We start from the raw sequence: 24,848 nt of genomic DNA on the forward strand, positions 1-24,848 counted from the left end.
ACAGGCGCCGTCCGCCCTCGCGCAGAGGCACCCCCGATGGGCACCCCACACAAGACCCGCCCGACCGAGCCGCAGGCCTGCGATGCGCGCGCGGCGCTTCTCAGCCTGCAACTCGAACTGGCCGAAGCCTATTGCGCGCTCGGCGCCGCGGCAGCCGACGCACGGGTGGGCACGGCCCTGCCGGCCTACGCCGCCGTCCATCGTTCGCCACCCGACACGCCGGAGGGGGCGCCGCGGGTGGCCGAGGCCCTGGGCGCCTTCGGCCGCGCCCTGTGCGATGCCGGGGTGCGCGACCCTGCCATCGCGCCGCAGCTCGATCGCTGCATCGCGCTTCGGGGGCAGATCCTGGAGTTGGAGCAGCCACCCTGCCCTGTCCCCGCGGCCGTGGCCGCCGCGCCTCCCGCGCGCGGACGGGGGGCGTGGGGCCTGGTAGCGGCGCTGGCAGCTCTGGCCCTGCTGGCCGGGGGCGTGGCCGCACTCGTCCGCTCAGGGAGCAAGGGCGCCCCGGGGCTGGCCGAGCCCGAGCCGCTGCTCGTCGCCACCGCTGAGCGCGACCTCGGCCCCACGGGCGGCGCCGTGTCGCTGCCCTCGGGCGCTGCCCTCGTGTTCCCGCCCGATGCCCTGTCCTCACCGACCCGCATCACGGTGAGGGAACTGAAGCCTGCCAGCCCTCTCCCACACGGCCAGCAGCGGGTGATCCTGGACTGTGGCCCCGACGGCGCCCGTTTCGCCCGGCCCGTGCAGTTCCGCATTCCGGCGCCGCCCGGCCACGAGGCAGGGGGTTACACGGCGGCCGGCTATACCGATGCACGCACGGGAGTGCAGCACCTGCTGCCCAGCCGTGTCGAACCAGGGGCCGGAGGGCGGGCCGAACTGGTGTTCGAGACCGACCACTTCTCGCGTTTCTTCGGCCTCTTCGGCGGCACGCTGCCCACCGAGCGCCGGCTTGAGATCCCCTATTACAGCCAGGGCGACTCCCCGTACTGCTGGGCGGCGGCGCTCTACATGGCCCTCCAGGCCATCCGCCCCGACCCTCAGGGCGGCCTCGGCATCCACGGGATCATCGGGCATATGAAAGTGGGCGAGAACGGCATCACGGCGCAGCAGTTCGCCGGCGCGTCGGCCTTCGGCGGCTTCTCGTGGTGGCAGTCGGCCCTCTACCCTCTGGTGCTCAACCGAACAGGCTGCCGCGTGGCCACCCGCTCGTATGGCACGCTGAGCGCCAAGCGCACCATGTTCGACGCCATCAAGAACGACATCGGCGCCAACGGCCACCCCGTGCTCGTGTGGTCGGGGCGCAAGCAGCACGTCTGGCTGGTGGTGGGCTACGACGGCAACCAGGTGATCGTGCATGACCCCGCCCTCGACGAGCCCTATGTGATGGGCCACAACAGTTGGCTCACCAGCTCGGGCCACTCCAGCCACAAGCGGCCCGAGGCCAAGCCGTTCGACGACTCGCTCGGCACCGCCCTGGGCATGGGCGACACCACGCCCGCCAAGACCAAGAGCCGCATCAGCGCCGAGACTGACGAGACGTCCATCGGCGACCTCTGGTACACCATGACCTTCCAAGCCGAGAAGCTCGATCCCGCGGCCCCCAAGATCACCCTGAGCATCCCGTCGCACGGCACCACGCTGCGCTTTGTCGCGCCCGCCACCAAGGCCGCGCCCGAGCGCACCTACCGGTTCCACTGGAGCCCGGAGGCTGCGGACGGCTTCGTGTTCCGGAGAACCGAGGGAGGCAAGGACGCCGGGACGGTAACAACGCTGCCGGGCGACGTCGCGTCCCTCGTGCCCGTCGTGGCGCTCACCAATATGGGGTACGACAAGGCGATCCGCGCGAGCGTCGCCTACCGCATCTACAGCGACCAGAACCGCAAGCACGGCTACTCCACGAGCTTCTCGGCTGATCTGCCCGCGAAGGGGGGCAAGACGGTCACCGCTTCTGGCAGCGAGATCGCCGTGTCGGCCTTCCGCGACCCGGCCAACGACAGGGCCGCCTGCACCTACGTCTTCGACGCCCACGTGCTCTACCGCGCCGACCAGGCGGACCGCGTGCAGTTCCGTTTCACGCTCGGACCCCGCAGCGTCGCCCCGCCCAAAGACACGCCCAAGGCCCCGGCGCCCACCATCGCCATCGAGCCGGTCCCGCCCAAGGCCGTTGGCGATGCCGTGTACCTGAGGGCCATCGTCGGGAACCTCCCGCTCGACGCCGAGTACGAGTGGGACTTCGGCGACGGCGAGCAGGTGCGCACCCGCGACCGCATCGTCACCCACATCTACAAGACCGTGCCCGCGCGCCCCGCCCGAGTGCGCCTGTACGACTCCAAGACCAAGCAACTCCTCGCGCAGGCCGAGTACCCCGTGCCCGTGTCCGTGCCCGCCACCACAACCGGGCGCGCCACCACCCGCTGGGATAACGGAAACGTGCACGAGGTCTTCGACTACATCAAGCCGCACCTGGCGAGCCCGAAGGACCTCGAGCAGTACAAGCTCACGCGCCTTCCCGACAGCGCCGGGGGCGGCATGGTTGCCATCCACGGCAACTACAAGTCCTATTCGCGCAACGGCAAGCTGTACGTCGAGTGCGAGTATCGCAACGGCAAGCCCGTGCCCGGCACCTACCGCGAGTACGACCCCACGGGCAAGGTGATCAAACAGCAGTGAGGCCTGAACCCGCGCCGTTCAGGCCAGGCCTGCCTCGTGCGCCGAACTGGCGGAGGCGTCCTTCCCACGCCAGGCACCAGCGGCTCGGTGCACTTCGCCGCGTTCGTTCGTTCGGGGGTGCGTGTAATCTCCTTCGGTCGGATTTGGGCTTTACTTTTTTGGCCGTTCGGCCGTCGTTTGCAATGGCCTGATCCCTCCGATATAATGCATCTTTCATCGCATCCAAGGCAGGAGACTTCGGGGTGGCCAAGCTGACGAAGCGCGCCGACGACTACGCGCAGTGGTACGTGGAGCTGGTGCAACGGGCCGAACTGGCCGATTACGCGCCCGTGCGCGGCTGCATGGTGATCCGCCCCCACGGCTACGCGATCTGGGAGAACATGCAGCGGGCGCTCGACGGCATGTTCAAGGCCACCGGCCACCAGAACGCCTACTTCCCGCTCTTCATCCCCGAGAGCTTCATCAAGAAGGAGGCGGAACACGTCGAGGGCTTCGCGCCCCACTGTGCCGTCGTGACCCACGGCGGCGGCAAGGAGCTCGAAGAGCCCCTCTACGTCCGCCCCACATCCGAAACCATCATCTGGGCGATGTACAAGCAGTGGATCCAGTCGCACCGCGACCTGCCGCTGCTCATCAATCAGTGGGCCAACGTGGTGCGCTGGGAGATGCGGCCCCGCCTGTTCCTGCGCACCATCGAGTTCCTGTGGCAGGAGGGCCACACGGCCCACGCCACCGAGGCCGAGGCCGAGGAGGAAACCCTCCGCATCCTCGAAATCTACCGCACCTTCGCCGAGGACTACATGGCCGTGCCCGTCGTGCCCGGGCAGAAGACCGAGGCCGAGAAGTTCGCGGGCGCCGTCCGCACCTACTGCATCGAGGCCATGACGCAGGACAAGCGGGCCATCCAGGCCGGCACCTCGCACATGCTGGGCCAGAACTTCGCCAAGGCATTCGACGTGACGTACCAGGACGCCGCGGGCCAGCTCCAGCACGTGTGGGCCACGAGCTGGGGCGTCTCGACCCGCCTCGTCGGCGCGCTCGTGATGGCGCACAGCGACGACCAGGGCCTCGTGCTGCCCCCCAAGCTGGCGCCCATCCACGTGGTTATCGTGCCCATCTACAAGACCGACGACGAGCGCGCCGCCGTGCTCGAGTTCGCGGCCAGCCTGCGCCAGGCGCTGCCCAAGGAACTCGTCGTGCGGCTCGATGACCGCGAGCAGTACAAGCCGGGCTGGAAGTTCAACGAGTGGGAACTCAAGGGCGTGCCCCTGCGAATCGAGGTCGGGCCGCGCGACGTGCAACAGGGCCAGGCCACCTTCGCCCGCCGCGACACGGGCGAGAAGCGCCCTGTGCCGCGCGACGCCGTGGTCGCCGAGGCGCCGGCCACCCTCGCCGCCATCCAGAAGGGCCTGTTCGACAAGGCTCTCGCCTTCCGCCAGGCCAACACCCACGAGGTGAGGACCTACGCGGAGTTCAAAGAGCGCCTCGAGAGCGAAGGCGGCTTCTTCGTGGCCGACTGGGGCGGAACCACCGAGCAGGAGCTTCAGATCCAGGAGGAGACGAAGGCCACCATCCGCTGTATCCCGCGCCAGGGCGGCGAGCCGCAAGGCCCCTGCTTCCTCACCGGCGGCAGGGCCAACGTCCGCGTGATCCTGGCAAAGGCATACTGAACAAGTGAATGCCTGGGGAGGGACTTCTCGGGAGAAGTCCCTCCCCAGCCCCTCTTCAAGAGCTTTCGCATTGGCCACCGCAGTCCTCAAGACCATTGACCTCACGAAGCGCTTCGGGCGGTTCACGGCCGTGGACCGCCTGTGCCTCGAGGTCAATGAGGGCGACGTTTTCGGGTTCCTCGGGCCGAACGGCGCGGGCAAAACGACCACGATGCGCATGATTGTGGGCCTGGTGCGCCCCACCTCGGGGCGCATCGAGGTGAACGGGGTGGACGCTCGCCGCCACTTCCTCGACGCCATCGCGCAGATCGGCTCGTTGGTGGACATTCCGGCGTTCTATCGCCACCTGACGGGCCGGAGCAACCTGTCGCTCCTCGCCCAAGTGGCCGGCGGCGTGCCCAAGGGCCGCGTGGATGAGGTGATCGAGGCCGTAGGCATGCAGAAGGCCTGCCTGAAGAAGGTCAAGACCTACTCCCACGGCATGCTCCAGCGCCTGGCCATCGCCCAGGCGCTCCTCACGCGCCCTCCCCTGCTCATCCTCGACGAGCCGACCACAGGCCTCGACCCCGAGGGCAAGCTCGAATTCCTCCACCTCCTGCGCAGCCTGGCCCGCGACCAGAGGATCACCATCTTCATCTCCAGCCACCTGCTCGAAGAGGTGGAGGAAATCTGCAACCGGGCAGCGATCATCAAGGACGGGCGACTCCTCGTGTGCGGCGAGGTGCGCAGCCTCCTCGCCGAGGAGTTGCGCACGTACCGCACCGTGGTGTCGGACGCGGCCAAGGCCCGCGCCCTTCTCGACGGCCGTCCTTGGGTCCACGGCCTGAGCGTGGAGGGCCGGCGGCTGTTGGTCACGGCCCGACAGGACGACGCCCCCCAGATCGCCGACACACTGGTCAAAGGCGGCGTTGCACTCGAGGAGCTGTCTCCCCAGGCCAAGAGCCTGCGCACGCTGTTCATGGAACTGATGAAGGAATGACGGACGCGAAGTCGCACAATCGAGGGCCTCTGGGCTTGGGCAGCCTGCGGCGGATCGGACGCCTCACGTGGGTGGAGATTCGCAAGCTCGTCTCGCACAAGCTCTTCCCCGCGGCCGTGATCATCACGCTCCTCGTCACCGCGGGCCTCGGGCTGGCGGCCAAGAATTTCACCGAGAGCACAGGCTCCACCGTGCGCTTCTCGAACTACAGCCTGTGGGTGGCCAGCGCCGGCTACGGCCTCCAGGTGAGCGCGCTGCTGCTCACGGCGCTGGGCGCCATGGCGATGTCGAGCGAGGCCACGGGGCGCACCCTCAACACCGTCCTCGCCCGCCCCATTCGCCGCTTCGAGTTCGCAATCGCCAAGGTGCTTTCGCTGGTCTTCGCCACCGTGGCCGTCGTCCTCGCAGCCGCGCTCGCCGCCTGGATCGTCGGGGGAACCGTGCCCGAGAAGCACTCGCTCCCCATCCACCGAGGCGAGCTGGCCCCGCGGCCAGGCGGATTCCCGACGTATGCCGACGTGGTGGACCCGCAATACCCCGACACGGTCATCGCCACACGGGGCGAGGTGATGGGCGAGATTCTCTACGGCTTCATGCTGCTCGTGGTGCCCGTGCTCGCCGGCGTCAGCCTGGGATTCCTCCTCGGCACCCTCATCGAGTCCTCGGGCCTCGCGGTGGGCATCGCCGTGGGCGTCTTCATGACGCTCGAGGCGACCAAGTTCATCCCCGTGTTCGAGGAGTACCTCGGCCGCCTCGCCTTCAACTACCCGATGACCCGCATCACCACCCTCATGCTCGAAGCGGGCAAGGGCACCGTTCCTCAATGGCACGACGCCCTGGTCGGGGTCGGCATCTCGGCCATCTATGTCGCTGTATCGCTCCTCGTGTCCGTCACCCTCTTCTGTCGCAGGGACATCACGCTGTGAGAAACGCGCTCCTCGCCTTGGCGCTCTGGTCCGCTGCCACATGCTTCGCCGGCGCCGTCACCTACCACAGCCTGAACCTCGCGGGCGAGGCCGACAACGGCATTTTCGCCGAGGACCTCACCGGGAACGGCCGCTTCGACCTCATCGGCCTGGCCGCCGGCCGCATCGCCATCTTCCGAGCCGACCCCGCGCAGCAGTCGGGCTACTCGCCCACGCCCGAAGTCCTCATCACCGGCCCCACCGCCTACTTCGCCGACGTCGCCGACGTCGTCCCTGACAAGGGCAAGGAGATTCTCATCCTGACTCCCGACGGGGTCTGGGCCTTCGTTCAGGCCGACGGCCGCTTCAACCCGCGACCCCGCCCTCTCATCCGCTGCGAGACCATCCTCTCCCTCAACACCCTCCGCAGCGGCATCGCCGCCCAGTACCAACCCAACGTCCAAGTGCTGCCCTGGAACTTCGCCTTCGACGCCAACGGCGACGGCCTCGACGACGTGCTCGTGCCCCACGACAAGGGCACCGACGTCTACCTCCAGAAGCCCGCCGGCCAGTTCGCAAAGCCCATCACCCTCAGCCTCTTCCCCATCGTCCACCACTTCGCCGCTCCCGGCCACAAGGCCGACGAGTTCCACCAGACCACCTCCCGCTCCGCACGCCTCCAGATGGTCGTCCCGAGCCTCGAAAGCCGCGACGTCAACGGCGATGGCAAGCCCGACCTAATCTCCGGCCCCTACTGGTTCGCCCAGAAGCTCGATGGCACCTTCGACACCACGGCCGCCCACCTGCCCCCCGACCGTCAGAGCCAGGTCGCCCCCAACATCCGCATCGTGGACATCAATGGCGACAAGAGGCCCGACCGCTTCACCGAAGAGAACGTAATGGACGACCCGCTCAACATCGTCACCCGCGTGCGCGTCTTCCTCGCCGACGCCGCCGGCAGGCTCCCCGAGAACCCCACCCAGGTGATCGTTGACCAGAACGTCCTCATACACACCAACCTGCCGCTCCACGACTTCGACGGCGACGGCTGTCTCGACTTCGCCATGTACAAGACCGACATCACCGTCACCGAAATCGCCAAATGGGTCCGACAGGCCTTTGGGCAGATCGAGGGCAACCTCAACTTCTTCCTCTTCAACCGCGCGGCCAACTGCTACGGCACCCGCCCCGACCGCCGCGTCGCACCATCGTCCTCGAAGCCTATCACCATGCGTTTCAAGGTGGACCTTATGGAGGCGATGATGGGCCTGGTCTGGGAGCGTTACCTCTCCACGATGATGAGGTTCGAGGGCGACTACAACGGCGACGGCCGCCCTGACCTTCTGGTGCGCGAGAAGACCGAGCAGATCTCAATCTACTTCAACACCGGTCGCCGCGATCCTCTCTTCTCCCGTGACCCGGACATCGTGCTCGACAATCTCCCCAACTTCGGGGGCCTCGCCCTAAGTGACCTCAATGCTGATGGTTGCACCGACCTCCTACTCTACTCCGGCAACTACGACCAGGTCATCGCCGTCTACATCTCCCGAAAGAAGTGACGCATGCTCGCAGCGGTCCTGGAAGCCCGTCAGCGCATGGTCGTCCGCCAGGTGCCGGACCCACCACTCATCCCGGGCCACGTCGCCATAGCCCCAAGAGCAGTGGGCATTTGCGGCACAGATCTCCACGTCTACCTCGGCACCATGGAGCACCGCGTCCCCTATCCAGCCATCCTCGGACATGAGCTGGCGGGCACCGTCATCAAGGCGGCCCCCGACGTCACCAGCCTTGCGCCCGGCGCTCCTGTGGCGGTGGATAACGTCCTCTCCTGCGGTCACTGCCCGCGTTGCGCCGAAGGCCAACTCAATGTATGTGAAGCACTTAAGGTGATCGGGATTGACTGCCCAGGGGGCCTCGCCCAACGCCTCGTCGTCCCCGCGCGCCTCGTCTATCCCTACCCCCGCTCGCTCCCGATGCACCAGGGCGTGATGGTTGAGCTCTACTCGATCGCCGTCCACGCATCCCGCAAGACGCAGGTCGAGGCCGGCGACATAGTTACAATCCTCGGTGCCGGCAAGGTCGGCCTCTCGCTCCTTGATGTTCTTCGCCTCTCGCCGGCGCGCCTCCTGATGAGCGTGGACTTGGATGACTCTCGCCTCGCCGTCGCAAGGGAGCTCGGGGCGGACGTCACACTCAACCCTATACGTGACGATGTCTTAGGCGAGGTCAAGCGCCTCACCTCAGGGCGTGGGGCCGACAAGGTCATCGAGGCCGTCGGCCACCCCTCCCCCGTCCCTGGCCAGCCCACCCCGGCAGAGCTCGCCTTCCACCTCGTGCGCTCCGCCGGCCAGATCACCATGATCGGCCAAGGCGAGCAGACCGACTCTGTCTACTGGCGCGAGTTCGTGCTAAAGGAAGCCACGGTAAGGACTTCCAGGCTCAACCTCGGCGACTTCCCAAGGGCGATCGCCCTCCTCGAGGCCGGGCGCCTGCACCCAGACAGGCTCATCACCCACCGCGTGCCCCTCGCCGACGCCCCGCGGGCCTACGCCGACCTCGCCGCCCACACGCCGGGGATGATCAAGGTCGTTGTTGAACTGCCTTGATACGCCGACCCAGCCTGTCGCGCCCGTCGCGACCCGGCCGGGGCGCGGCGGGGCAACTCCGCACTGACCCTAGTCCCAGCTCTTCACGGCGTGGCGACGGTTCTGGTTGTAGGCGTCGCGGATGGCAACGTAGGGGTCGAGGGACATCTTCTTGAAGTCCTCGTACTCCCCAAGGGTGAGCGATGTGCGGTTGATGCGGGAGATGAGGGAGGCGCCGGGCAGGAAAGTGGCAGGGTCGAGCAGGGCGTTGACGAGTGCGCCGACCGTGTCGCGCGGGCAAGAGGGCCCGACGAGCGGCCAGTGCAGGTAGACGCTCATGCCCCATCCCCAGACGCCCAGGGTCTGGCCGAAGTCCTCGTTGCGCATCCTGATCTTGAACCAGTGCTTGGCGGGGTCGAAAAGGCCGAGGAGGCCGACGGTGGTGTTGATGCCGAAGCGCTCGAGCTCGGTGCCCGAGCCCTTGAGGTCGCCCTGGAAGAGGCAGTTGAGGCTGCGGCCGGGCGCGCCCAGGTTGCTGAAAAGGTTGCCAACGCTGACCCGCGCGGGCTGTGGCACGAGGAACTTGTAGCCCCGGGCCACGGGGCGGATGACCCAGTAGTAGAGCTTATCGTTGACGTGGTAGAAGGCGCGGTTCATGCCCTGGTAGGGGTCGCGCAGCGGCGGCACGATCTCGTCGTCGGCGCCATTTTTCTCAAAGGGGTCCACGTCCTCGGCTTCCGCCGGTTCCGCCGCAGCCGCCAGGGCCGGGCTACCGAGCAGCAACAGGGTCGCCAGGAGCATCGGGGACAGGCGCGGGGTGCTCACAGTGCGTTTCCTTTGACCACAGGGGGCGCGGCCTCGTCGGTATCCATCTCGGCGATCTTGGCGCGGAGCTTCTCGATGAACTTCGGGTAGGGCATGCTGTTGAGCATGCTGGCGAACTGGGTGCGGTAGTTGTTCACCAGGCGCACACCTTCGACCGCGACATCGTAGATCAGCCACTCGCTGTCGTACTTCTTCAGGCTGTATTCGAGAGGGACCTCGATGTTCTTGGTGGTGACGATGAGGACCTCCACGCGGGCGTAGTTGCCCTCGATGCGTTCGCCCTTGTACTGGACCTGTTCGCCGGCGTAGCCCTCGATCTTGCTGAGGTAGGTGCGACGGAGGAGCTCGGTGAAGAGCTGGGTGTACTCCTCGCGCTCGGCGGGGGTGCGCGACGCCCAGTGGCGGGCGAGGGTGCGCTGCGACATGTCGGCGAAGTTGAAGCGCTCGTTGATGGCGGCGCAGATTTTCTCGCGGCGCTCGGCCTTGCGCTCGGGGGCCTTGAGCGCCGGGTCCTTCAGAATGGCGAGGAGCTTGTCGGTGCTCTGCTGGACCTGCTGGAGCGGGCCCATCGTGGCGGCGACCGCCCGGGAGACGCCGCCGAACAGGGCGGCCAGCGCCGCGCCCAGGGCTAGGGTAACGGGCAGGGTTGCTCTCACTTGATTCCGCCTCCTGACTGCTGGCTGAAGATGTACTTGGCCACGAGGGCGTAGAGGTCGAGGGCAGGCTCGGTCTCGCGGATCTGCTGGCCCGGGGCCAGATGCACCTCGGAGCCGCCCGGGCTGATGTCCACCAGTGCATCGCCCAGCAGGCCGCGGGTCTTCACCGTGGCGATCGCGTCTTCCTGAATCTTCACGTCGCCCGAGATGCCCAGCACCACGTTGGCCTGGTAGTTCTCGAGCGTGATCTGCCGCACCCGCCCGATGGGCACGCCGGCGATCACCACGGACGCGCCCTTCTTGAGGCTGCCCGCGTCGGCGAAGCGCGCCGTCAGCTCGTAGCTGCCGCTGCCGAGCGCGTCCACGCTCCCGATCCGCACGGTGAAGTAGGCGAACAGCACCAGGGCCGCCACCACGAAGCCGCCCACGATCAGCTCCACGCTCACTTTTCTCATGTTGCGTCCCCTCGGACCCCGCCGCCGCCTTGGGCGCACGTGAAGATCGAACACGCTGTGTGCCTACTATTGGTAGCCGATGAGCCGTTCCATGTCAAGCGGCGGACGGCCCTTGCACGCGGGCAGCGCCCTCGGCTAGAATGGGGGTGCCGCCGCAGCGTCTGCGGCGCGCCGGCCCTCGGGGCGATGGAGAGGACGAAACGGAGCAACGCTTGGCCAGGACGCTCAACCGGCGGCGTTTTCTCGAAGCCACGGGCATCGCGGCCGCGTCGCTGGCCGGGCGAGGGGCAGCGCGCGCCGCCGAGGCGCCGCCCCGCAGGCCGAACGTCGTCTTCCTCTTCACCGATGACCAGCGCGAAGACACCGTGGCCGCCCTGGGCAACCCGCACATCAAGACGCCCAATCTCGATGCGCTGGCGAGGTCGGGCATAGTCTTCCGCAACGCCTACTGCATGGGCGGCTTCAGCGCGGCCGTGTGCCTGCCGAGCCGGATGATGATGCTGCGCGGGCGGGCGTGGTTCTCGGCGCGCAATCTGCCGCCGGGCTTCCCCAACCTGCCCACCGCAATGAACGAGGCCGGCTACGAGACCTGGCACCTCGGCAAGAAGAGCAACACCGACCTCGAGGTCCAGAAGCTCTTCACTCACTCGCACTATCTCGACGACGAGGGCGACCGCAAGAGCGGCTTCCCCTGCAAGGCCCTTGTGGACGGCGCCACGGCATTCCTCAAGACCCGCGACGCGGCGAAGCCTTTCTTCATGTACCTGGCTCCCGGCAATCCACACGACCCGCGCGTGGCCGAAAAGCGGTACCTGGAAATGTACGAGGCCGACAAGATCCCCCTGCCACCCAACTTCGCGCCGTTCCACCCGTTCGACAGCGGAGATCTGCTGATCCGCGACGAGCGGCTGGCCCCCTGGCCCCGCACCGAGGCCGAAGTCCGCAGGCACCTGCACGAGTACTACGCCGTCATCACGGGCATGGACGAGCAGGTCAGGCGCCTCGTCGCTGCACTCAAAGAGGCAGGCGAGTTCGACAACACGATTTTCATCTTCTCTAGCGACCAGGGCATCGCCATCGGAAGCCACGGCCTCATGGGCAAGCAGAACCTCTACGAGCACACCATGGGCGTGCCCCTCTTCTTCAGCGGCCCGGGCGTCCCCCAGGGCAAGACGGTGGACGCCTTCGCCTACCTGTTCGACCTCTTCCCGACGGTGTGCGATCTGGTGGGGGCGACCGTGCCCGAGGGCTTGGACGGTAAGAGCCTGGCGCCCGTCATCCAGGGCAAGGCCGAGAGCGTGCGCGACACAATCTTCCTGGCCTACCTCGGCATCCAGCGCGCCGTGCGCAGGGGCAACTGGAAACTGATCCGTTACCCCCAGGTCAACAGGACCCAGCTCTTCGACCTCGAGGCCGACCCGCATGAGACGCGAGACATGTCGGCCGACCCCGCCCAGGCGACGCGGGTGAAGGAGCTGCTCGCCCTGATGGCCGAGCAGCAGAAGCTCTTTGGCGACACACAACCGCTCGACGTGCCGAACCCGGCTCCAGCCGAGATCACGCTCGACTTTTTTGAGCGCGCCAAGGCCGCCCCAAAGGCCAAGGCGAGGCCAGAGGCGAAGTAGACTAGAATGCGGCGGGACGGGGATGCTCACTCCGCGCTGAACTGAACGCCCTTCGTGTGCGCGTTGAGGGTGAACCGCCCCTCCGCTGCACTGGTGATGGCCTTGCCCCCGATGCGAAGGCGGGTGAAGGTCACGTCCTCGACGAGGTGCTCGGCGTCGAAGCCCTTGATCTCGGATGCGGGCGCGCCCTTGCCGGTGAACTGGACGTCCGTGAAACGGATGCTGCGAATGTGGCCGCGCTTGGTGTCCGTGGCCCACATGTCGTGGCCGATGGCGATGCGGAGCAACTTGTCGCGCGTGGCCTCGACGCGAATGTCCTCGAAGGCGATGTTGCTGACGGTCGCCGAATCCACCATGTAGACGCCCAGCGGCGCGAAGAGCGCGGTCAGCACGTCGCAGTTGCGGAAGGTGACGTCGTGAATGGGCGCCCGCGTCTCATAGGTGACGCCGAGGGCGTAGCCCCAGTCGTTCCAGATGATGCAGCCCTCGGCCAGGATATCGGCGCACTCGCCCTCGGGCCGCGTGGCCTTGACGGCGATGGAGTCGTCGTGGTTGCGGATGAAGCAGTCGCGTATCTCCACCTTGCGGCTGTTCACGGGGTTGATCCCGTCGCTGTTCAGCCGCCCGCTGACGAGCTTGAGGTCGCGAGCCACGACCCGCTCGCTGTTGGCAATGCAGACGTTCCAGTTCGGTGAATCGCGCAGGATGATGCCCTCGACCGTCACGTCCTTCGAGTTAGCGACGAGGATGAGGCTTCGGGCGGCATGGGGCATGTCGCCGCCGTCGAGGATGCCGCGGCCGCGGATGCGGACGTTCGACACCCCGTCGAGATGCAGCGTGGCGCCGCTGTAGTGTTTGAGCCCTGTGCGCTTCGAAAGCTGCGGCTGCTCGTCGGGCAGGATCTGCCCCCGCACCACCGCCCCGCCCGCGATGTAGACCTGCTGCCCGGTCTTGAGCCGCGTGGAGCCGACCTTGTGGACGCCTGGGCCGAAGTACAGTACATTGGGGTCGCCTGGCTTCGGCGCATCAGTTTCCATCGCGTTCGCGAAGAGATGGAGGGCCTGCCTGTCCGAACCGTCGAGCAGTATCGTGAGCTTCCGCGGGCGGTCGAGTGCGAAGCGGATCGTCTGCCCGTCAATCGCCGGCTCGATGCCGAACGAGAGCGGGTGAACCGTCGCCGACTTGAAGGGGCGGGCGGGCGTGACGGCGACTTGCACGACGCCCTCGAAGTCGAAGTAGGCCAGCGAAGCGACCTCCGCCTTGCAGCCCACGTCGTGAGTCCAGATCGAGCCTGGCGGCTTGGCGATCTCCTGACGCACCTTGGCCTGATAGACGAAGACCGGCTGGCTGTTGACGAGAACCTGGTAGTCCGCCGACGCCGGCTCACCCTGGGGGGCGGGATAGATTCGCAGCGTCTCGCCCGCGGTTGCCATCACGCTCATGCTCACTCCAATCCACAGGAGAAGCACCCCGGTCATTCCAGTGTCCACAGGATCCCCCTTCAGGGTTCCGCGTGCAAGCAGGCACGCCCTACGCCTGCTCCTTGACGAAGAAGTCGGCCACCTCACGGAGGCGCGTGGGAATGTTCAGTTTCGCGGGGCACCGCTCCATGCAGCGCCCGCACTCTTCGCAGTCGGCGGCGGTGCGCTCCTGGGCGGCATAGAGGTCACGGCCCATGCGCTTCAGGTTGTCGGGGTACTCCCTGGCCTCGTCGGCCGCCTGGAAGATAGCAGGAATGTTGATCCCGTTCGGGCAAGGCTGACAGTAGCCGCAGCGCAGGCAGGTCTGGCCGTAGCGGTAGGACTTCTTGAGGTCGGCGACGGTGCGCACAACCTCGGCCCGCTCGGCATCCGACAGCGGTCCGCGCTCGGCCGCTGCCACGTTATCAGCCACCTGTTGCGCCGAAACCATCCCGGGAATCACGGTGTCCGCGTCGGGATTCGAGAGAACCCAACGCAGCGCCCCGCACACCACGGGGTCGGGCGACAGCGGCAAGCCACCCGGGCCGGGCGGGCTGACGAGTTGCCCGCCGCTCAGGGGCTTCATGATCACAGTGCCCAGACCGTGCTGCCGCGCCAGCGGCAGGAGCGCCGCAGCCCCCTCTTGATCAATCGGCGACACGGCGGCCATCAGAACCTCGAACGCCCGGCTCTCGACGGCCCGGCGCATGGTCGCCAGATCGCGGTGGATGGAGACGCCAATGTGGCCGACCTTCCCCTGCTCCCTTGCCTTGGCCGCGGCCGCGTAGCCGCCGCCCGGCCCCATCACGTGCTCATAGGTCTCGGCGTCGCTCACCGTGTGAAGGAACAGGACGTCCACGTGGTCGGTCCGCAGGTTCCGCAGGCTGGTCTCCAGGTCGGCGGCGAGGGCCGCGGCCGTGCGCCCGAGGCTTTTCGTGGCGAGCACGAACTCGCCGCGTCGTGTGGCGATGGCCCGGCCGATCATCTCCTCGCTCGGGCCATAGGCGCGGGCCGTGTCGAAGAAGGTCACGCCCAGGTCCAGTGCTCGGCGCAGAGCAGCGGCCACCTCGGCCTCCTGGCACTGCGCGAACTTGATGCAGCCGAAGCCGAGGCGCGAGACACGGAGGCCGGTGGACCCAAGTATCCGATACTCCACGACTTGCCCCTTCCGCGGAAAAGCGCTTGACAAGGTGCCCTCTGCGGGATACGATACGGGCATCAGAGCGGGCGTAGCTCAGCCGGTAGAGCGTCAGCTTCCCAAGCTGAATGTCGCGAGTTCGATCCTCGTCGCCCGCTCCAAGCCAAGAGGCCGAGAATCGCTGAGAAAGTCACGGTTCTCGGCCTTCTTGTTTGGCCCGCTTAGCTCGGAGGGGAGGGCTCTCTGCTCTTCCTCCCGCCACTTGTCGCCGGCGCGCGCCAGTGTCGGGGCGAGACGGGCCATGCGGGGCTCCTGCCCTTGCCCAGCGTCCGTGCGACCTCGCGCGCCACATCTAAGGCCGCCAACTCCGTTCGCTGGTTCGGCGCCATCCCCGCTCACTTCGCCTACCCATAGCAGGCGCTCCCCGGTCTGTCAAGCTCGGTTCGCTTCGTTCATGATGGGGGCGGATCGCGCATCGCTTCCAGCAGGCTGGAGAAACAGAGCGCGGAGGGGGGACTGGACCGCTGCGCTCCAGTGGAGCTGCCAGCCCCAGCGGTCACTCGCCAGGGGCGATCTGGGAGACGGCCGCGGCGAAGTCGCGTTCGGCTTGACGCAGGGATTCGAGCAGGTGCGGGGCCTCTGAGATATCCCCGCCTCGCGCGGCGGCCAATAGGCGGGTGCCGATCTGATGAATCTGCGCGGCGGAGACATTGGCGGAGGCGCCCATGAGTGAGTGCGCGATGGAGGCAATCGCCTCTCGATCGCTCCGCTGGATGGCGACATCAAGCGTTGCGAGCCTGTTGCGGAGGTCATTGGAGAACATGCCGAGCAGCCGCGCCGCCAGGTCCCGCTTGCCCATGCAGCGCCGCAGGAGTTCGGGGTAGTCGAACACAGGGGGCTGCGGAGGGTGAGAGTTGCTTAGGTTTTGGGCAGGGCTTGCCGGGCCCTGCCGCCTACTGGATGGCGAGAGCCACTTAGCCACCACGCTGGCAAGGGCTTCAGGGTCGAGCGGCTTGACGAGGTAGTCGTCCATGCCAGCCTGGAGACAACGCTCGCGGTCGCCGGCCGTGGCGTGCGCGGTGAGCGCCACGATGGGTAAGCGGCGCGCCCGGGGCCCTCGCCCATGCTCCCATCGGCGTATCTCGCGGCAGGCCGTGTAGCCGTCCATCTCGGGCATCTGGCAGTCCATGAGCACAAGGTCTGGTTCCGCCTGGCGGATTCGTTCGAGTGCCTCTCGGCCGGTCGCGGCGCGTTCGCATCGGTGGCCCAGGGAGCTGACCATTTCGGCCACGAGTTCCTGGTTGATCGGGTTGTCTTCGGCAAGGAGGATCGTGGCGGGAGAGACGGCCTCGGCATGGTTTCCTTGTGCGGGCTCGGGTGCGACGTAGGGCGCGCTGGACTGAGGCGCGGCTTCGCCCGCCGTGGCAACCAGGATCGCGTCGTAGAGGTCGGAGGGCCGCACGGGCTTGGGCACGCAGGCCGCGAAGCGGGCCGTGTCGGCCCCGCCTTGCGTCTGGTTGAGGCTGCTCAGTAGCACGAGGGCCGTGCCTTTGAGTTCGGGGTCGCCTTTGATCATGCGCGCGAGTTCGGTGCCGTCGAGCCCGGGCATGTGCCAGTCGAGCAGGGCCACGTCGAAGGGCCGTCCCGCTCGGGCGGCGTACTGGAGCTGGAGCAGCACCAGAACGCCGTCGGCTGCCTCCACCGCTTCGGCGCGCCAGGAGGCGATGTACTCGTGCAGGATTCGCCGTGTGGCGGCGCAGTCATCGGCGATGAGTACACGCAGGCCTGGCAGTTCGCGCGGCCGCACCGCCTTCGCCGCCTGGGCGGGCTCAGGCACCTTCAGGCGGACGGTGAACCAGAAGGTGGAGCCTTTGCCAGGCTCGCTGTGGACGCCTATGGCGCCTCCCATCATTTCGCAGAGCTGGCGCGAGATGGCCAGTCCGAGGCCCGTGCCGCCGCAGCGGCGGCTTGGCGAGGCGTCCACCTGCGTGAAGGAGTCGAACACGGAGGATTGCTTGTCGGCGGGGATGCCACAACCTGTGTCGCGGACTTCGAAGCGAAGGGTGAGGGCTTCGGGGGTCCGCTCCTGGGGCCGACAGTCCACGATCACCTGGCCGCGCTCTGTGAACTTCATCGCATTGCCCACCAGATTCACGAGCACCTGCCGCAGGCGGTTCGGGTCGCCGCGCACGATGTCGGGCACGGAGCGCTCGACCTGGTAGGCCAGCTCCAGGCCCTTCTCCTCCGCTCTGCCCGCGAAGGAGCGGACCGCTCCGTCCACGACGTCGGCGACCGAGAAGGCGAGGTCATCGAGTTCCAGGCGGCCCGCTTCGATCTTCGAGAAGTCGAGCACGTCGCCGATCACGGCAAGCAGGGTTTCCGCTGCCGCCGTGGCGTTCGCCACATAGCGTTCCTGCTTGGCATCGAGGCGCGTGCGCCGCAGCAGTTGCAGCATCCCGACGACACCCGTGAGCGGCGTGCGAATCTCGTGACTCATGTTGGCCAGGAACTGGGACTTCGCCTGGCTGGCCGCCTCAGCGGCCTCCTTGGCGCGCACGAGAGCTTCCTGGGCGGCACGTCGCTCCCGGGCGGCGAGGAGCAGCGAGACAAGGTCAGCGGTCGAGCCGGCGAAGACCTCCTCTTCAGGCGCCCAGGCCCGCCGCCCGCCCGCGTGCTCGAAGCACACAACGCCAATGGCTCGGCCCCCGGAGTGGATGGGCGCATCGAGCACGGACACGATGCCGGCAGGCACCAGGTAGGGATCCTTCAGTTCCCTGGTCCGGGGGTCCTGGCAGGCGTCGGGCGCCACGATGGCTCGTGTGCCCGCCAGCGCGGCGAAATAGGCGGGATAGGCGCGCTCGGTGAGTGCCTGGCCCGACGTGTGGCTCTGGCTCCGAGCGTCGAACAGGTCAACACATTCCATCGAATCGTGATGGCTGTTGTAGAGCCACAGGCCGGCGCGGGCCACGGCGGCCACCCGCGCGGCCGTCTCGGTGACCCGGCGTGCGGCGCTGGCGAGGTCTCCCATGTGGAGGGCCTCGTCGGTGACCAAACGGGCTATTTCGCGGTTCTGGGCTTGAAGGCAGGCCTCCCGCTGCTGGATGGCGCTGACCATCGCATTGAAGCTGTTGGCAAAGCAATCGCTATCGCGCCCGCCGCCGGTTGGGAGTCGCGTCGTCAGGTCCCCGGCGGCCACGCGCCGCACAGCCGTCTCGACGGCAAGCACTGGCCGCAACAGCCTCGATGACCACCACAGCGAAGCCACAAGGCTGAGGGCAACCAGGGCGCCCACCGCGAGCAGCGTCCACGGCAGCGCCCCCTGGCCGGCGAGCATGGCAGCCGTTGTGCCCGCCACAGTCGCCGCTGTGACAAGCCAAAGGGCAACGCCGATCTTCGGGGCGAGCCCTCCCCGGTGCCTCATGGTCGTGTCTCTCCCGGCAACGTGCCCCTCGCCTGCCGGGGAACGCGGCGGGCTTGCACTGCCCCAGCGCGCCCATGCCGATTCCCGCGGGCCACGGCGTGCCCATCAATCCTGCAACACGCGGCCTGAGAGGGCGGCTGTTCCTCACCGTGCGACTGGCACCGGCGCGCGCCACCCCCCCAGCGCGCCCAGGAATCCCTTCGACGGGCGCGAACGCCGGCCACACGCCATGCGCAATCGACCACTGGATGCCCCGCCGCTCGGGAGCAACGCACGACATCCGCCGATGGCCAGCTTGTCAGTGGCCAGCGGCGGGCGCGGAGCTCCGGTCATAAACCCCCAGGTTACCTAATGTGTACCCTGGCATGCCGGGCGGCGCAAGGGCGTACTTGTACCCATTCCGGTGGGCTAGACATACCCGCGCGTCGCCCGACATCAACGCCTGGACCTCTCGTCACATGCGCACGCGCTCTGCGTGCCAATGGCAACGGCCTACCGCGCGGATGTCTCCAGAGGGACACGGTGAGGCCGATGTCGCTTTGCCCTGTACATGGCGGCCTCGGCCTCTGCCAGGAGGGTGTCCAAGGCGACCCGCGCACCCGGGGGGCACACTACCGTGCCCACGCTCACTCTCAGCTCATAGGGGTGGCCGTTCTCCTGGTGCTTGCGCGCGAGGGCCTCCTGGAAACGCGCGGCAAGCGCATCATTGAACCTCTCACTCGCATGGGCTGCCACGACGGCAAACTCGTCGCCGCCGACCCGTGCGATGATATCCGACGCCCGGAAGGCGCGGCGCATGGCGTCTGCCACGGTGCGCAGGGCCTGGTCGCCCGCCGCGTGGCCCTGGGTGTCGTTGATCTGCTTCATGTTATCCACGTCGGCATACAGCAGGCCCGTCTGCCATCCCATCCGCGCGTCGAGCATCAGCTGCTGTTCCGCGAGCGCGAACAGCCCCCGGCGGTTGTAGACGCCTGTCAGTTCGTCGGTGAGCGAGAGCGCGCGCACCTCCTCCAGGAGACGGTGACGCTCGATGGCGTGGAGAATGGTCCGTCCGAGAAGGTCGTGCCGCAGCCCCTCCTCGAAGATGCAATCTTGCGCGCCGGCTCGCAACACGCTGGTCTCCAGGGCCTCGTCGCGGGCATCTCCCACGCCAACGACCGGAACGTCGGGAGCCGCCGAGCAGAGACGGCGGATCAGCGCGGTCCCGCCTGAGGCAGCCAGCGAGAGATCAATGACGATCGCATCGTAGCGTCGAGCTCCCAGCTTCTCGCGGGCCTCGTCCGGACCTCCCACCCACTCGGCGGACATGGCGGGCAGGCCCTTGCCTCCGGGGATTTCGCTCAAGGCTTGCCTGACTTGCGCCGCAGGCCCTACAACGAGCAGCGAGAGGGGGTGGGGTTCGGCTGCCGCGGTCTGGCAGACGACATCTGCCACGGGACCTTGGTCTGAGACGACCTCCTTGCCCACTGCGCGCGACTCGGCCAGGCTGCCGGCGCGGTCCGGGTGGGCGTCAGTCGGCGTGTCCGGCTGCACATGTGGGCCAAGCGTCCCGGTGATCTCCTCAAGAGCGAAGTCATGCTGCGCCGTGCAAGGGGCGTCGCTGAGCGCCCCGGGGTCACGGGGCACCTGCACCGCGAGGAAGGCATCTTCGGCTGCCAGGAACGCTGCGGCAACGCGCGGGTCGAAATGTTTGCCCTGCTCCTGACGGATGATCTCGCGCGCCACCTCGTGCGGGTAGCCCTTCTTGTAGACTCTGCGGTTCGTGAGAGCGTCGTAGACATCGGCCAAGGCGACAATGCGGGCACACAGGGGAATGCGATCGCCTGCCAGGCTGTGAGGGTATCCCTTGCCATCGAAGCGCTCGTGGTGGCACAGCGCAATGTCGCGCGCCATGAGCAGATAGTCGGCCTCGGGGCACTGATGCGACGCCGCCTCGAGCGTGGCCGCCCCGATGAGCGTGTGGCGCTGCATGAGCTGGAACTCCGAAGCGTTCAGGCGCGCGCGCTTGAAGAGGACGGCGTCGGGGATGCCGACCTTGCCGATGTCGTGCAGCGGCGAGGTGTGGACCAGGTTCTCGACGAAGGACGACGTGATTGCTCCGTTGAAATCGCCGGAATGGGCAAGTTTCTCTCCCAGGATGCGGACATATTCGCGGATTCTCTGGAGGTGGAACGACGTCTCGGGGTCGCGCCACTCTGCCAGGCGGGCCAATGCAAAGACGGCCACCTCGCGCGCCTGGAGCGACAGCACGCGCTCCGCCGCGCGAATGCGCACGCGCAGGATGGCAGGATCGAAGGGCTTGGCCATGTAGTCGTCGGCCCCGGCGCGGAAGGCCTCCATCAGGTCGTCGGCCGCGTCCCGCGCTGTGACCATGATGATGTAGATGTACCGGCCATAGGACTCCGCGCGGATGCGGCGGCAGAGCGCCACGCCGTCCATGTCCGGCATCATCCAGTCCGAGATCACCAGATGGATCGGCTGCTTGCGGATGAGGGCCAAAGCATCCGCTCCGCTCAGGGCAGAGTGCACCGTGTGGCCTGTATCGGCCAGGGCCGAAGACAGCAGTTCCAGTGCGATGGGGTCGTCGTCCACGGCGAGCAGGTGCACCAGCTCCCCTCCTAGCGGCTGACCAGGGCATCGTCGAAGGAATGCCCGAGAGCCTGCGACGCCGCGGTGACAAACGAGCGGGCCTCGGCGCGCAGTTGCTCCAACAATTCCCGCCCTTGACCGACATTGCCGGCGAGGGCGATTTCCACCATCCTGCCCGCGATTGTGGAGAGGCTGTCGGCCGTGAGCTGCCCCGCGGCTCCCTTGAGCTTGTGGGCCAACGCGGCCACGCCCGCCGTGTCACCCACCACCAGGCGCTCATCAACGCCCCGAAGTGTCACCGAGACCTGCTCCACGAACAGCCTGACCAGGTTGACGGCAAGGCGCCTCTCGCCGCACCAAGCCAGTAGCCGTGAGCTATCGAAGGTATCCCCACCCACCATCACGCGCTCCGATGCCCCCTAGCCGGAGACGCCGCCCCTCACCTCGCATGCAAGGCGCAGACGGACCGCTTCAGCCCTTCGTCGCGTGCCCTCTGGAGTTCCCGTGCCCAGAGTATCCCTGGGTGCCGCCTCCGACACACCGCCCGGGAGGCGCCCCTCTACGTTCTATGATGCTACCCCGGCTAGCCCAGGGCTTCAAGGAGTACTTCCACGCGATCTTGTGTGCACGAAGCGTGCACCGCCGCCCCGTCGCCATGGAGGGCGCTCGCCGCTCACTGACCGGCTGTCGCGGGCAGTTGGCTCGCTGGCGCACCGGCGGGCACCGGCCCGGCGGGCGCCAGCCCCTCGGCGATGGCCAGCCTGGTGAGTTCGGCGATCCCTCTCAACCCCGTCTTGGCGGCAATCTCGGCCCGGCACTTCGCGACTGTCCTCGTGCTGACGCCCAGCCTCACGGCGATCTGCTCCGAGTTCAGCCCCTCGGCCAGTAAGGCGAGCACCCTGCGCTCGCGCTCGGCGAGGGACCGGCTCTCGGACCCTGGGGGCGGCGCGGGGGCCGCCCGATAGCTCTCGACGAGCACGCTCGAGGCCTCCGGGCTCAGGTACACTCCCCCCGCCGCCACACTGCGGACCGCGTTGAGCAGAGCTACGCGATCGCACGTCTTCAGAAGGTAGCCGGTGGCGCCCGCCGCCAACGCCTGGCTCACGGCCTGCGCTTGAGCCAGGGCCGTCAATACCAGGATTCGGACGCTGGGCCAGCGCGCGGCAATCCGACTGATGGCGTGGGAGCCGCCGCCGCGCGGCTGCATCAGGTCCACAATGACCACATCGGGGTGCATCTGCCCGACCAGGCTCACCGTCGCGGCGGCATCCCCGGCCTCGCCGACGACTTCGATGTCAGGCTGTGCGTCCAGAAGCACGCGCAGGCACGCACGCACCAGTTCGTGATCTTCGGAGAGAATCACGCGGATCGGCCGCACCCGCGAGGTGTCGGGCATGTGCTCCGGGTTGTGTGCCATCTTCCCCCTCCTTCCCGGGCGGCCGTTGCGCTCGGGCGCGGCCTGCGGCACTGGCATCAGCACGTGGTCATCCCCTCCCTGATGGCGAACTTGGTCAGCTCCGCAATGCCGCGCAGCCCGACCTTCTCCATCAGACGCCCCCGGTGCTTCTCCACAGTGCGCGTGCTCAGGCACAGCTTGCGAGCGATCTCCTTCGAGCTGTAGCCGTCGGCGATCAGGGCCAGGACTTCACACTCACGGGCAGTGAGGCACTGCCGCGGCGACGGGGCCGCTCGGCGGCATCCCGCCACATAGTCCTCGCGCACGGCCCCGGCCACGGCAGGACTCAGATACGTCTGGCCCGCGGCCACGGCTCGGATCGCCTCGATGCACTCGGCGGCAGAGTTGGTCTGGAGCAGATAGCCGCAGGCGCCCGCCCTCAGGGCTTCGAGAACCAGCGGCGTGTTCCTGTGGGGTGAAAGCATGAGGACCCTGACCGAGGGCGCTGCTTCGCCGATGGCGCGCGTGGCCTCCACCCCCGAGAGGCCGGGGAGGTCCGTGCTCATCAGGATGATGTCGGGAACGAGCTGTGCAGCGATGCGAACCGCTTCCCCACCGTCCTGAGCCTCGCCCACCACCTCCAGCTCAGGCTCGGCCGAGAGCAGACTGCGGAGTCCCTCGCGGATGATGCGGTGCTCGACAGCGATCAGCAGTCGCACCATGGCCCCTCCGCCTTGCGTGCCCTGACGCCCACCGCGTAGCTGCTCCCACCGCACTACGATGCCGCGCGCGGGCTGCAACCCTTGGTCAATGCCTAGTAGATGCTACCACGACTTCGCGGCCATGTCAACTGAACGACCGGGCGATGTGCCCTGGATCGCGCGCGGGGCGCTACCATCTCGGGAGAGGTACGCGCGCGCTGTGGGCAATCCCCAGGCATGTGCGCAGAGGCAGATGGTCCGGCAGGGCCTCACGCCGTGAGCGAACTCGGTCGCCGGCCGACACCACGTTGCTTCGCGTGACCGCTCGACACTGGCAAGGGGGCCATTCGTTTCTTGGGCCCAAAGGCCAGCCCACCGGGGCCGTCACGCCCCGGCGGGCTGGCAGGCGGTCTCGTGTGTCGAACTCGCTCGGTGCGCTATGCGGAGCGACGGCGGCGTCGCACCAACGCCAGGGCGCCCAGACCCAGGAGCGCCAGTGTGCCGGGCTCGGGGACCAGGATGACCTCCACCCCCGTGAGGTAGATGCCGCTCGGGTAGCTCAGCGGGTTCACCAGCAACTTGGCGTCGCTGATGTCCCACATGTACTTGAACCCTGGATCGTCCAGGTTGCCGATCTGGATGAGGTATTGGAGCGGGTTGCTCAGGGCGTTCCAGGGCTGGCCGGCCACGGTGAGGCTGCCGCTGAAGAGGAAGATGGGGACGATGTCGCCTGGCAGGAGGTTGCCACCCTGGCCGAACAGCTCGAGGGTGAAGGCCCTGTCGAAGCGCAGGTCGCCCACGATGGTCACGAGGTCGTTGCTGAACTTGCTGAAGCTCCACTCGTAGTTGAGGCGATCCCCAAGCGTGAGTGGTCCGGTGATGTTGGCCGTGCCCGTGCCGTTCGGGTTGGGCACCAGCGAGTAGTCAATGACCACCCCACCCGGGGCGTTGATTTGGGCGCCGCCGACGAAGGTGGCGGTGCTGAACCCGACCGGGTTGCTGTTGCCCACGACGATCTGCGTGCCATCGGCCATGTTCAGGTTGCCGAAGCGTGCGGCGCCGTAGCCGCCCTGAACGCCGGCGCGGTAGAGGTTCTGGATCTCCGTGCTGTTGAGCACGCGGCCGTAGACGGCGGCCTCGTCAATCTGGCCGCCGAACCAGTTGCCATTGTTGGCCTGGCCGATCCAGAAATCGGTCGAGTTGGCAGCCGCGAAGGCCCCGCCGGTGGTGCGGCTGGCTCGGAGCACCCCGTCGCACCAGATGCTCTGGGTGTTCGTGGCGGCGTCGAATGTCATCACCCAGTGGTGCCAGTTGGCCGTGTCGCTCACAAGGGCGTTGTTGGCATAGTTCAGGTCATCGGCGTAGAAGGCGATCGTCTCCTGGTTGGCGTCGCGGCGGCCAACGTGCAGGACAGTGCGGGTGGTCGTACCGGTGCCTTGTCCGAAGAAGTAGTCGGCAGCGGCGGCCGTGGGGGAGATCTTGGTCCACGCGCTGAGGGTGAAGGACTGGTTGTCAATGTTGATGCCGCCGTTGGTCGAGCGCGAGACGGCCACGAAGTTGTTCGTGTCGTTGAACGAGAGGGAGCCGCCGATGACGCCATCGGTGACCCAGGTCGGGCTATTCACGAGCGTGCCGAAGCGGTTGTTGCCGCTGGCGTCGGAGGCGACGGAGCCGGAGCCGTCGTTGAACTGCCAGATCGCCATGGGGTTGGCGGGCAGGGGCACAGGGGCGGGCGGGTTGAGGGTGAGGACGCCGCTGGCCACCTTCAGGCCGCCC

General features: G+C 67.6%; 18 protein-coding genes and 1 tRNA gene. 8 read left to right on the top strand and 11 right to left on the bottom strand.

From position 1 onward, the window contains the following. The first annotated feature begins 36 nt into the window (after positions 1-36). From PLE19_11710 to PLE19_11735, 6 genes are all read left to right on the top strand, one after another. Positions 37-2,667, top strand: a complete 2,631-nt coding sequence (locus tag PLE19_11710; protein HPD15613.1) for a C39 family peptidase — start codon at positions 37-39, stop codon at positions 2,665-2,667. Positions 2,668-2,909: 242 nt separating this feature from the next. After that, complete coding sequence (gene proS / locus PLE19_11715) at positions 2,910-4,337, top strand: proline--tRNA ligase (protein HPD15614.1); 1,428 nt, start codon at positions 2,910-2,912, stop codon at positions 4,335-4,337. 70 nt (positions 4,338-4,407) lie between these two features. Beyond that, a complete protein-coding gene (locus PLE19_11720) occupies positions 4,408-5,316 on the top strand; it encodes an ABC transporter ATP-binding protein (protein ID HPD15615.1) in 909 nt (302 codons plus the stop codon). Next, positions 5,313-6,242 (top strand): ABC transporter permease, encoded by a 930-nt coding sequence (locus PLE19_11725; protein ID HPD15616.1) that lies wholly within the window; start codon positions 5,313-5,315, stop codon positions 6,240-6,242. The genes PLE19_11720 and PLE19_11725 overlap by 4 nt, the downstream gene beginning before the upstream one ends. Beyond that, a complete protein-coding gene (locus PLE19_11730; GenBank protein ID HPD15617.1) occupies positions 6,239-7,780 on the top strand; it encodes a VCBS repeat-containing protein in 1,542 nt (513 codons plus the stop codon). The genes PLE19_11725 and PLE19_11730 overlap by 4 nt, the downstream gene beginning before the upstream one ends. A gap of 3 nt (positions 7,781-7,783) precedes the next feature. Then, positions 7,784-8,827, top strand: coding sequence for an alcohol dehydrogenase catalytic domain-containing protein (locus tag PLE19_11735; protein ID HPD15618.1), 1,044 nt, complete (start codon positions 7,784-7,786; stop codon positions 8,825-8,827). 69 nt (positions 8,828-8,896) lie between these two features. Here PLE19_11735 and PLE19_11740 read toward each other — a convergent pair whose 3' ends face one another. Genes PLE19_11740 through PLE19_11750 form a run of 3 tightly spaced genes read right to left on the bottom strand, consistent with a single transcriptional unit; the run spans position 8,897 to position 10,742 of the window. Continuing rightward, complete coding sequence (locus tag PLE19_11740) at positions 8,897-9,631, bottom strand: VacJ family lipoprotein (GenBank protein ID HPD15619.1); 735 nt, start codon at positions 9,629-9,631, stop codon at positions 8,897-8,899. Beyond that, complete coding sequence (locus PLE19_11745) at positions 9,628-10,287, bottom strand: ABC transporter substrate-binding protein (protein ID HPD15620.1); 660 nt, start codon at positions 10,285-10,287, stop codon at positions 9,628-9,630. Before PLE19_11745 ends, PLE19_11740 begins: the two co-directional genes overlap by 4 nt. Beyond that, the gene (locus PLE19_11750; GenBank protein ID HPD15621.1) at positions 10,284-10,742 is read right to left on the bottom strand and encodes an outer membrane lipid asymmetry maintenance protein MlaD; all 459 of its coding nucleotides are present in this window, start codon (positions 10,740-10,742) and stop codon (positions 10,284-10,286) included. Before PLE19_11750 ends, PLE19_11745 begins: the two co-directional genes overlap by 4 nt. A 212-nt stretch (positions 10,743-10,954) precedes the next feature. Between PLE19_11750 and PLE19_11755 the strand changes: the two genes are divergently transcribed. Further along, on the top strand, positions 10,955-12,367 hold the full coding sequence (locus PLE19_11755) for a sulfatase-like hydrolase/transferase (GenBank protein HPD15622.1): 1,413 nt from the start codon (positions 10,955-10,957) through the stop codon (positions 12,365-12,367). A gap of 26 nt (positions 12,368-12,393) precedes the next feature. Here the strand turns inward: PLE19_11755 and PLE19_11760 are convergent, their stop codons facing one another. Together PLE19_11760 and PLE19_11765 are read right to left on the bottom strand one after the other, a co-directional pair. Further along, a complete protein-coding gene (locus PLE19_11760) occupies positions 12,394-13,809 on the bottom strand; it encodes a glycosyl hydrolase family 28 protein (GenBank protein HPD15623.1) in 1,416 nt (471 codons plus the stop codon). A gap of 88 nt (positions 13,810-13,897) precedes the next feature. Beyond that, positions 13,898-14,983 carry an aldo/keto reductase gene (locus PLE19_11765; GenBank protein HPD15624.1) on the bottom strand — a complete coding sequence of 362 codons (1,086 nt, stop codon included), beginning with the start codon at positions 14,981-14,983 and terminating at the stop codon, positions 13,898-13,900. A 67-nt stretch (positions 14,984-15,050) separates the two neighbouring features. Here PLE19_11765 and PLE19_11770 point away from each other — a divergent pair. After that, a tRNA-Gly gene (locus PLE19_11770) sits at positions 15,051-15,126 on the top strand. A gap of 395 nt (positions 15,127-15,521) precedes the next feature. Here PLE19_11770 and PLE19_11775 read toward each other — a convergent pair. The 6 genes from PLE19_11775 to PLE19_11800 form a co-directional block, all read right to left on the bottom strand. Beyond that, complete coding sequence (locus PLE19_11775; GenBank protein HPD15625.1) at positions 15,522-18,386, bottom strand: response regulator; 2,865 nt, start codon at positions 18,384-18,386, stop codon at positions 15,522-15,524. A gap of 492 nt (positions 18,387-18,878) precedes the next feature. Next, complete coding sequence (locus PLE19_11780) at positions 18,879-20,993, bottom strand: response regulator (GenBank protein HPD15626.1); 2,115 nt, start codon at positions 20,991-20,993, stop codon at positions 18,879-18,881. 11 nt (positions 20,994-21,004) lie between these two features. Continuing rightward, positions 21,005-21,376: an Hpt domain-containing protein gene (locus PLE19_11785; protein HPD15627.1), complete on the bottom strand. Its 372-nt coding sequence runs from the start codon at positions 21,374-21,376 to the stop codon at positions 21,005-21,007. Between the two features lie 272 nt (positions 21,377-21,648). After that, positions 21,649-22,392, bottom strand: coding sequence for a response regulator transcription factor (locus PLE19_11790; protein ID HPD15628.1), 744 nt, complete (start codon positions 22,390-22,392; stop codon positions 21,649-21,651). Between the two features lie 56 nt (positions 22,393-22,448). Further along, complete coding sequence (locus PLE19_11795) at positions 22,449-23,093, bottom strand: response regulator transcription factor (protein ID HPD15629.1); 645 nt, start codon at positions 23,091-23,093, stop codon at positions 22,449-22,451. Between the two features lie 416 nt (positions 23,094-23,509). Then, positions 23,510-24,848 (bottom strand): LamG domain-containing protein (locus tag PLE19_11800; GenBank protein HPD15630.1); only part of this gene is annotated, 1,339 nt, incomplete at its 5' end.

This window comes from Planctomycetota bacterium, assembly GCA_035384565.1.
Taxonomy (GTDB): domain Bacteria; phylum Planctomycetota; class PUPC01; order DSUN01; family DSUN01; genus DAOOIT01.